Genomic DNA, 7,995 nt, shown 5'->3' with positions numbered 1-7,995 from the left:
TGAACTAAATGTTCCGCCTGCTAATCCTGTAATTGTTGGGGTTGGGTCGGTTGCATCTGCACAATAAGCAGCTGCGCTATAACTAAAACTTGCATCGTCTAATGCATTTATAGTTACACTTGTTGTTGCACTATTTGGACAGGTTCCGGCTGTTGTGTATGTTACAGTATATGTTCCTGGTGTTGATGCACTAACATCAATCAATCCTGTTCCTGATACAATACTTAATCCTGCTGTTGAACTAAATGTTCCGCCTGCTAATCCTGTAATTGTTGGGGTTGGGTCGGTTGCATCTGCACAATAAGCAGCTGCGCCATAACTAAAACTTGCATCGTCTAATGCATTTACCGTAATTGTTCCTGTGGCATTAACCGAAGGGTTACAACCACCTGTTAACTCAATACTATAATTAAAAGTTCCTGTAGCAGTTGGAGTACCACTAATAGTTATTATATCTGAAGCCCATGAAGCACTTACTCCTAAAGGTAAACCATTTGCTCCTGAAACACCGTCATTAGCAACACCTGTTGCTCCTGCTGTATTATGAGTAATATTTGTTAAAACTGTGTTTACACAAAGTGTTTCTGTACTAGAAGCTGCAGAAACTGTACAAGCACTACTTTTAATTGTTATGATTAGCTGTGCATCAGCAGGATTAGAGCCATCTGAAATTGTATAATCAAAATCTTCTGTAAGCTCATCTCCTAAGAGAAGAGCAAGAACATTTGGATTTGTTTCATCAACATCATATGTATAACTACCGTCAGGAAATATTGTTATCGTACCATAAGTACCAACAAATGTTAATCCCCCTGCTGGAACAGACGTACTCTCTAATTCTATCACAACAACCGAAGCTTCATCTTGCCAATATATGTCTGACACCCCTGCTATTTGACCATCTGGATCTGTTGCCGTTACATCAGGCCCATAACTATAGCTCAGTTTTAATTGATCTATTGGCTCTGTAAAAAAGACGTTTATATTTCCTGTAGCTTCTGTTGTTGGTGCAGATCCTGTTCCATAAAAGGTAGGATTTCCTGTTGCAATAACATCTTCTGTTGTTACATAATTAAAAGTTGACACAACAGTACCTGCGGCTGTTGTTCCTTCTATCTTTATTTGATCTTGCCAAGTATTATTTTGAGAGTAATCAATATCAGTTACTAAGAAACCTAAGTTAAATACTGGCTTATCAAAATCGATAACCAAATCTGTAGTTGCTCCAGGCGTATTTGCTGCTGGATCTATGTTATAAAATAAATACCCTGAATGACCTCCGTTAGTCCCATAATTAACTGTCTGATTACCAATAACACCAATAGCATTAACATCTATTGTCGTAAAATCTAATGTTGTTCCTGTGATGGTCCTAGATTTTCCGTTAACTGTTTCTCCATTGGTAAATTGACTTTCCCAAATTAGTTGTGACAATCCTCTATCGATCGCATCAGCTCCATCAGGTCCTTCATCTGTAATAACATTACCAACTACATTATTATTAGCAGCCACTACTGTATCTACAATGATATCCTGCAAATTATTTTTAGCAACCGGCGGCTCTGTAACTCCATTTATATCTATAGAAAGAATACCTGTATCTGAGCCAACATTATCAATTGCTGTATATGAAAAAATATCTTGTATTGTTTCTCCATTTTTTAAACCTGTAACTGTAGTATTTTCTTCATCAACATCGTACACATAACTACCGTCTGCTTGTATTGTAATACTACCATAAAGAGTTGTATAGACAACACCTACAGAAGATTGATATAAATTAATATCATCTACTTGTAAGACACCTTGACTTGTTGAATCATTAGATAAGACATTACCAACAATAGTACCCGTATTATTAGCGGCTACTGAATTTGTGTCATCTACAACGTTTCTGACGTATTTAATGAACGTAGATGGTGGGTTAGCACCCTGTTGCCCAACGTCATCAAAAGTAAAAAAAGTAAAGATCCTGTCAATATTAACATTAGTGACAGGCACAGCCGTATTTCTATAAAATAACCTATCTTGTAAAAGATCTTGAAAGTTAATTGGAGCTGTATTTATATAAGCAAAAGTAAAGGGATTATAAGCGCGAATGCTATATTGCGTAGCACTATTTTTACTAATCTCAAAATTAACTCCATTTACAATTATATCGAAAAAAGAACCATCTGCACTACCAGAATCAAAATCAAAATAATTAATTCCATCATCTCTTAAAATAGTAAAATCTTCATTAATACCATCTTGAACTCCATTTATTAAAATAATTACTGATTGAATATCAGTGCTCGATGTTAGCACTGGATTATTTGTTAATGGCACATAAGCATTAGAATTATAATATTCCACAACATAGTCGTTTCCTCCAGAACTTGTATCTAAATCGAACGCAGTCACAGCAAACATTGCTGAAGAATTACTTCTTAAAAAAGTATTACTTACAGCTATTTTTGTTGTTATTTTACCGAAATACCCTTCCCACCAATTAGCGTTTGAAACCTTAATAGGATCAATAGGCTTACCATAAGAAAACATGGTAACAAATAGAAACAGAAAGAATGTAGAGACTACATTCTTCGGGGGGTAAATGTAATTTTTTTTCATAAAAAAACAATTTAAATTATAATAAACTCCTATAGTGTTCAACACTATATTATATACAATAAATAACACCTTTTGGTTTTTAAAAACTCAATAAAGTAGTTATTTCCTTTAATTATCTTTAAATTTTTAACAGGTCTACCAATAAATTAAAACCTGCAATAGCATAAAATCAGTTTTTAAAAACTGAATCTATTTAAACATTTCTTTACTCAAATAACATCATCTTTTTCAGAAAGTTGCACTAAAAATGAACAGCTTAAACAAACTTAATAAAAATAAAAGACTTTTTTGTATTTTTTTTAACATTTTAAAAAAGGCCTTAAAATTAATATTTTAAGACCTTTTCATCTAACCAAACTTAGTATAAAACTAACTACTACTATTTTTAAATCCTTATAACGTGTTTATGTAAATACTTCTCTTTTCTAACAAGATCTAAAAAAGATCTAAAGGGGTTTTGTTTTACTCAGAGAAGTTCTTTACGTTAAGGGATGATTTTTTATTTTAACTAATTGCATTACTTATACACTTGTTATGACACCGCTTTTTTTAAATAGTCACATTAAAACAAAAAAAAACCTCAAAAAAGTTTTTTTTGAGGTTTTTTAATCTAAATATTTTCTTAAAATTATTCGATGCTCTGGCAATGATTTATCGTAATCATTTATCAATAACTCTAATATTTCAGGTGGTTTTAAACCAACTTCTTTTTTTGATTTATACTTAGAAACATATAAGTTATAGGTTTCTTTATTTTTTTCGAAAATTAAAAAATGTTCTTCATTTAATATCGAAAAACAAATTTCATTTCCTAAAAATGCCTCCGATTCGTCTTTTAAAAAATCAGAAAACTCATAATATCTAAAAACATTCTCCATACTAAACAATCTCTACTGATAAACCTAATTGCAATAATTTAGAACACATAGCTTCTAACTCTTTATATTCACCTGTTTTTACAGCACACTTACCTTTATAATGAACTAAAAAAGAGCATTGCTCTGCTTGCTCTAAAGTATGTTCACAAACATCTACTAAGCTATCAATTACATGATCAAAAGTATTTACATCATCATTATGTAAAATAATTTCGTGCTTTTTTGTTTCTTGAATTAAGACATCTAGCTCTTCTTGTATTTTTTCTATTGTACTCATCTACGCTATTTTTGATACTGCAAAGCTACCCAATTATTTCTGTTAATTGTTTTATTTAATGTTAAACCGTGCTTTGAAACCTCGGCGTCTATAATAGAAATATCTTCTTTATAGAATCCACTTAACAATAAAACACCGTTTTCATTTAAGCAACTTGTGTATGTTTTCATATCACTTAACAAGATATTACGATTAATATTTGCAATAATAATATCATACTTTTTATTCGTTAAAAGAGAAGAATCTCCTTCATAAACGGTAATATTTTTACATCCGTTTCTTTGAACATTTTCTAACGAATTCTCGTAACACCAAGCATCAATATCTATAGCATCTATTGGATTAGCGCCTTTCATTTCAGCAAAAATTGCTAAAATTCCGGTTCCACATCCCATATCTAACACTTTTTTATTGGCTACATCTAAATTAATTAAATGTTGCACCATCATATGTGTAGTTTCATGATGCCCTGTACCAAAACTCATTTTTGGCTCTATAACAATATCGTACTTTAAGTTAGGATTTTCATGAAATGGTGCTCTAATACTTACCTGGTCATCTACCTGAATTTGATTAAAGTTTTTTTCCCACTCGGCATTCCAATTTGTTTGTTCGATTTCGTTGTGTTTAAAATTGATTGAAAATGCGTTTGATTTTAGAATAAAAACGTTTTCTAATAAGTTTTCTTTCCAATCATTTTTCTGAATGTATGCGGTAACTCCGTTTTCATTCTCTACAAAACTTTCAAAACCAATTTCACCTAATTCAGCTATTAAAATTTCAGTTGCTGGTTCTTTAGGTGATACTTCAAAAATATACTCTATATAAATATTATCCATTAAATTGATTTAATTATAGCTACAAAATCATCAGCTTTTAAAGCTGCTCCTCCAATTAATCCTCCGTCAACATCTGGTTTAGAAAAAATTTCTTTAGCATTTGTTGGTTTTACACTTCCACCGTATAAAATTGAAATATTTTCAGCCACTTCGCCTCCATACTCATTCGCTATAGTTGTTCTAATAAAAGCGTGCATTTCTTGTGCTTGCTCCGGCGATGCTGTTTCTCCGGTTCCTATTGCCCAAACTGGTTCATAAGCTAATATAATTTTAGAAAAATCGGCTTTTTTTAAGTGAAACAATCCTTCTTTTAATTGATTTTCAACAACTTTAAAGTGATTTTCTGATTTTCGATCTTCTAAAACCTCTCCAAAACAAAAAATTGTTTCTAAATTATTCTCTAACGCTGTGGTTACTTTTTTAGCAAGCAGTTCATTTGTTTCTCCAAAATATTCTCTGCGCTCAGAATGACCAAGAATCACTAAACTTAACCCTAAAGAAGTTAACATATCTGCAGAAACCTCTCCTGTAAAAGCACCATTTTTAGATTGATGCATGTTTTGTGCTGCTACTTCAATTTCAGATTTTTTAGTTCTTTTAATTGCTGTATTCAAATTCACAAAACTAGGTGCAATGATTACTCGCGTATCATCACCTATTTGCTTTTTTGTTCCTTTCTTTATCTGCTTGATTAACGCTTTAGTTTCATCAAGATTTTTATTCATTTTCCAGTTACCTGCAACTATTTTTTTTCTCAAAATTACTATATAATTTATGTTTTTATTACTTACTTAATGCCGCTTTCATCCTCGGATCTATAGATTCTGCTACGTGCGCCAAAGATGTAATTCCCTTTTCATTTACAACCATATAACTTGGCACATCTTTTATACCTAAACCTTTTGCATACCCTCCTTTAAGAGCTGCTGGCAAGAAATAATGGTCTCCTTCTATATTAAAAAATCGTTCTTTTCCTTTTTTCCACTGCTCAACTGTTTTATCTATTGATAAGAATACAAAAACAACATCTGGGTTTTCTGCTTTTAATTTTTTTATATCCGGTATTCCTGAAATACATTCTGCACACCAAGAAGCACAAAGCTCGAACATTATTTTTTTCCCTTTATGTTTTGCTAAAATCTCTTTAAACGTGATTGATTCTTCGTCTAACGTTAAAAATTTCTCATTTAAAACATCTTCTGAAAAAGCAGCTGGTTTCTCTGCGTTACAAGATGCAAATAAAACAAAAACGAATACGTAAATAATTTTTTTCATAATTTTTTTTTAAAGTTTTGGTAAAATTTAACAGTTAAAAATACATTATTTTTTTAACTCCTTAATAATTTCGATATCTGTGATCTTTGTTTTGTTAAAAATTGCTATTTTTCCTTCTTTGTCAATCACTAAATAACGAGGAATCCAACTTAGCGCTAAAAACTTCCCGAAACTACCTTCCCAACCAGATTTCATAAAATAATGCTGCCCTTTTAACCCCAATCTTTTAACTCCTTCTTTCCAAGAATCTAAATCTCTATCTAACGACAAATATAAATATGCAACTTCACTATTTTCTTGTTGCTGCTTTTTAACGTCTGGTAAATTTTCAAGGCAATCTTTACACCAAGAAGCCCAAACATCAATTACTATTTTTTTACCTTTATTTTTAACTAAAATTTCTTTAAATTTTACTTCTTCGTCATTCATAGATGTAAAAACATCATTTAATGCTTTTTCAGAAAACTCCGTAGGATTTTCAACAGAACAGCTTACTAACAGCATTGTTATAAAAACGAATACGATACTTTTTTTCATACTATTTAATCTTATTTTTAATTTTATTAGACACATTTGATGATTTAAAAAGTTTAATTTCTCCTTTTTCATCAACAATCATAAACCTAGGAATTGTTTTTAAGTTTAAAAATGCACCTAGCTTCCCTTTTCCTTTTTTTGGGATGTAATAATGTTGTCCTTTTACTTTAATATTCTCAAGTCCTCTTTTCCAGTCGAAATAAGAATGATCTACTGACAAAAAAACATATTTAATTGATGGATTCTCTTTTTGCAACACAGCAACATCTTCAAAACTATCTTGACTTACCGGGCAATACGTTGCAAAAACTTGCACAAACTGCTTCGTCCCTTTATTATTTGCCAAGACCTCTCGTAATGTAATAGAATCTCTATCAATTGTAACCAATTTCTCCTCTAAAGCATCATTTGTAAAAGATGTTGGTTGAAAAACTGCACAACTATTCAACATTAAAAGGGCTATCAAAAATAAAAATATTCTCATTTTAGTTTAATTTAATTCGCGGGTCTAACCAACTGTAAATAACATCAACCAATATATTTATCAATATAAATAATGTTGCAACGACTAACACGCTTCCCATAATTACAGGTAAATCTAACGTGTTTAGCGAGTTTACTATTTCTTTACCCAAACCATTCCAATTAAAAATATACTCCACAAAAACAGCTCCTGCTAACATCGATGCAAACCAACCAGAAATTGCAGTTACTACCGGATTTAATGAGTTTTTTAACGCATGTTTACGAATTACCTGATACATAGTTAATCCTTTTGCTTTAGCGGTTCTTATATAATCTTGATTCATCGTTTCTAACAACGAGTTACGCATTAATTGTATTACTACCGCTAACGGACGAATACCTAATACAATTGCTGGTAACAACAAGTTTTTCCATTGAATACGCATTCCTTCTCCGAAATCATCAACTTCATACAAGCTACCTGTCATTTCTAAGCTCGTATATTCATGTAATACAAATCCGAAAAGCCAAGCAAACAAAATTGCCGAGAAAAAAGACGGAACACTCATTCCTAATGTACTTATTACCGCTATAATTCTGTCGAAAAAAGTATCTTTATATAAAGCTGATAAAATGCCTAAAGCGATTCCTAACTGCAACGCTATTACAATTGCAAAAATTGCTAAAACTGCGGTATTTGGTAATGTTTCTGCAATTACTTCGGATACATTCTTTCCGTTTTTTTGAAATGATTGTCGTAAATATGGATATTTAACCACCAAATGCACTTTACCTATCGTAAATAATTTTTGAGCAGTATATTTTCCTTCGGATAAAAAAGTATAATCATCAGTGTTATTGCTATGTAACGATAACGGCGAAACATCATTTAAATAATACAAATATTGTGTAAATATAGGTTTATCAAAACCATACTTTTGTCGTATATTCTTCAGCTGTTCAGTATCTTCTCGTTGGTCTAACATCATTCTTGCCGGATCGCCTGGCAATACATTAAACAAAAAGAAAATAACTGTAACGACTCCAAATAAGGTTAAGAATCCGTAGAGAATTTTATTAATTATATATTGAAACATATATAACAAAGATAAAA

At 31.3% G+C, this 7,995-nt stretch carries 9 protein-coding genes; all 9 read right to left on the bottom strand.

The window, feature by feature from the left end:
• A partial coding sequence (locus tag AC28QF_RS05310; protein WP_488200410.1) for a VCBS domain-containing protein occupies nucleotides 1-2,610 on the bottom strand: 2,610 nt, incomplete at its 3' end.
• A 605-nt stretch (nucleotides 2,611-3,215) separates the two neighbouring features.
• Entirely contained in the window at nucleotides 3,216-3,488 is a 273-nt protein-coding gene (locus AC28QF_RS05305) for a hypothetical protein (protein WP_488200411.1), read from the bottom strand.
• A gap of 1 nt (nucleotide 3,489) precedes the next feature.
• Entirely contained in the window at nucleotides 3,490-3,765 is a 276-nt protein-coding gene (locus AC28QF_RS05300; protein ID WP_488200412.1) for an ATP-dependent Clp protease adaptor ClpS, read from the bottom strand.
• 5 nt (nucleotides 3,766-3,770) lie between these two features.
• Entirely contained in the window at nucleotides 3,771-4,604 is an 834-nt protein-coding gene (gene prmA, locus AC28QF_RS05295) for a 50S ribosomal protein L11 methyltransferase (protein WP_488200413.1), read from the bottom strand.
• The gene (gene tpiA, locus AC28QF_RS05290; RefSeq protein ID WP_488200414.1) at nucleotides 4,604-5,362 is read right to left on the bottom strand and encodes a triose-phosphate isomerase; all 759 of its coding nucleotides are present in this window, start codon (nucleotides 5,360-5,362) and stop codon (nucleotides 4,604-4,606) included. The genes prmA and tpiA overlap by 1 nt, the downstream gene beginning before the upstream one ends.
• 25 nt (nucleotides 5,363-5,387) lie before the next feature.
• The gene (locus AC28QF_RS05285) at nucleotides 5,388-5,879 is read right to left on the bottom strand and encodes a TlpA family protein disulfide reductase (RefSeq protein ID WP_488200415.1); all 492 of its coding nucleotides are present in this window, start codon (nucleotides 5,877-5,879) and stop codon (nucleotides 5,388-5,390) included.
• Nucleotides 5,880-5,924: 45 nt separating this feature from the next.
• On the bottom strand, nucleotides 5,925-6,416 hold the full coding sequence (locus AC28QF_RS05280; protein WP_488200416.1) for a TlpA family protein disulfide reductase: 492 nt from the start codon (nucleotides 6,414-6,416) through the stop codon (nucleotides 5,925-5,927).
• Nucleotide 6,417: 1 nt separating this feature from the next.
• Entirely contained in the window at nucleotides 6,418-6,900 is a 483-nt protein-coding gene (locus AC28QF_RS05275) for a TlpA family protein disulfide reductase (RefSeq protein ID WP_488200417.1), read from the bottom strand.
• Nucleotide 6,901: 1 nt separating this feature from the next.
• Nucleotides 6,902-7,978, bottom strand: a complete 1,077-nt coding sequence (locus tag AC28QF_RS05270; RefSeq protein WP_488200418.1) for an ABC transporter permease — start codon at nucleotides 7,976-7,978, stop codon at nucleotides 6,902-6,904.
• Nucleotides 7,979-7,995: the final 17 nt, after the last annotated feature.

This window comes from Tenacibaculum sp. M1.3A (genome assembly GCF_057732375.1).
This window is presented reverse-complemented; position numbering and strand designations above follow the sequence as displayed.

Bases quoted from the DNA above. Each gene is read 5' to 3' on its own strand.
- AC28QF_RS05305 (WP_488200411.1), bottom strand. From the start codon at position 3,488: ATGGAGAATGTTTTTAGATATTATGAGTTTTCTGATTTTTTAAAAGAC.
- AC28QF_RS05300 (WP_488200412.1), bottom strand. From the start codon at position 3,765: ATGAGTACAATAGAAAAAATACAAGAAGAGCTAGATGTCTTAATTCAA.
- prmA (WP_488200413.1), bottom strand. From the start codon at position 4,604: ATGGATAATATTTATATAGAGTATATTTTTGAAGTATCACCTAAAGAA.
- AC28QF_RS05285 (WP_488200415.1), bottom strand. From the start codon at position 5,879: ATGAAAAAAATTATTTACGTATTCGTTTTTGTTTTATTTGCATCTTGT.
- AC28QF_RS05280 (WP_488200416.1), bottom strand. From the start codon at position 6,416: ATGAAAAAAAGTATCGTATTCGTTTTTATAACAATGCTGTTAGTAAGC.
- AC28QF_RS05275 (WP_488200417.1), bottom strand. From the start codon at position 6,900: ATGAGAATATTTTTATTTTTGATAGCCCTTTTAATGTTGAATAGTTGT.
- AC28QF_RS05270 (WP_488200418.1), bottom strand. From the start codon at position 7,978: ATGTTTCAATATATAATTAATAAAATTCTCTACGGATTCTTAACCTTA.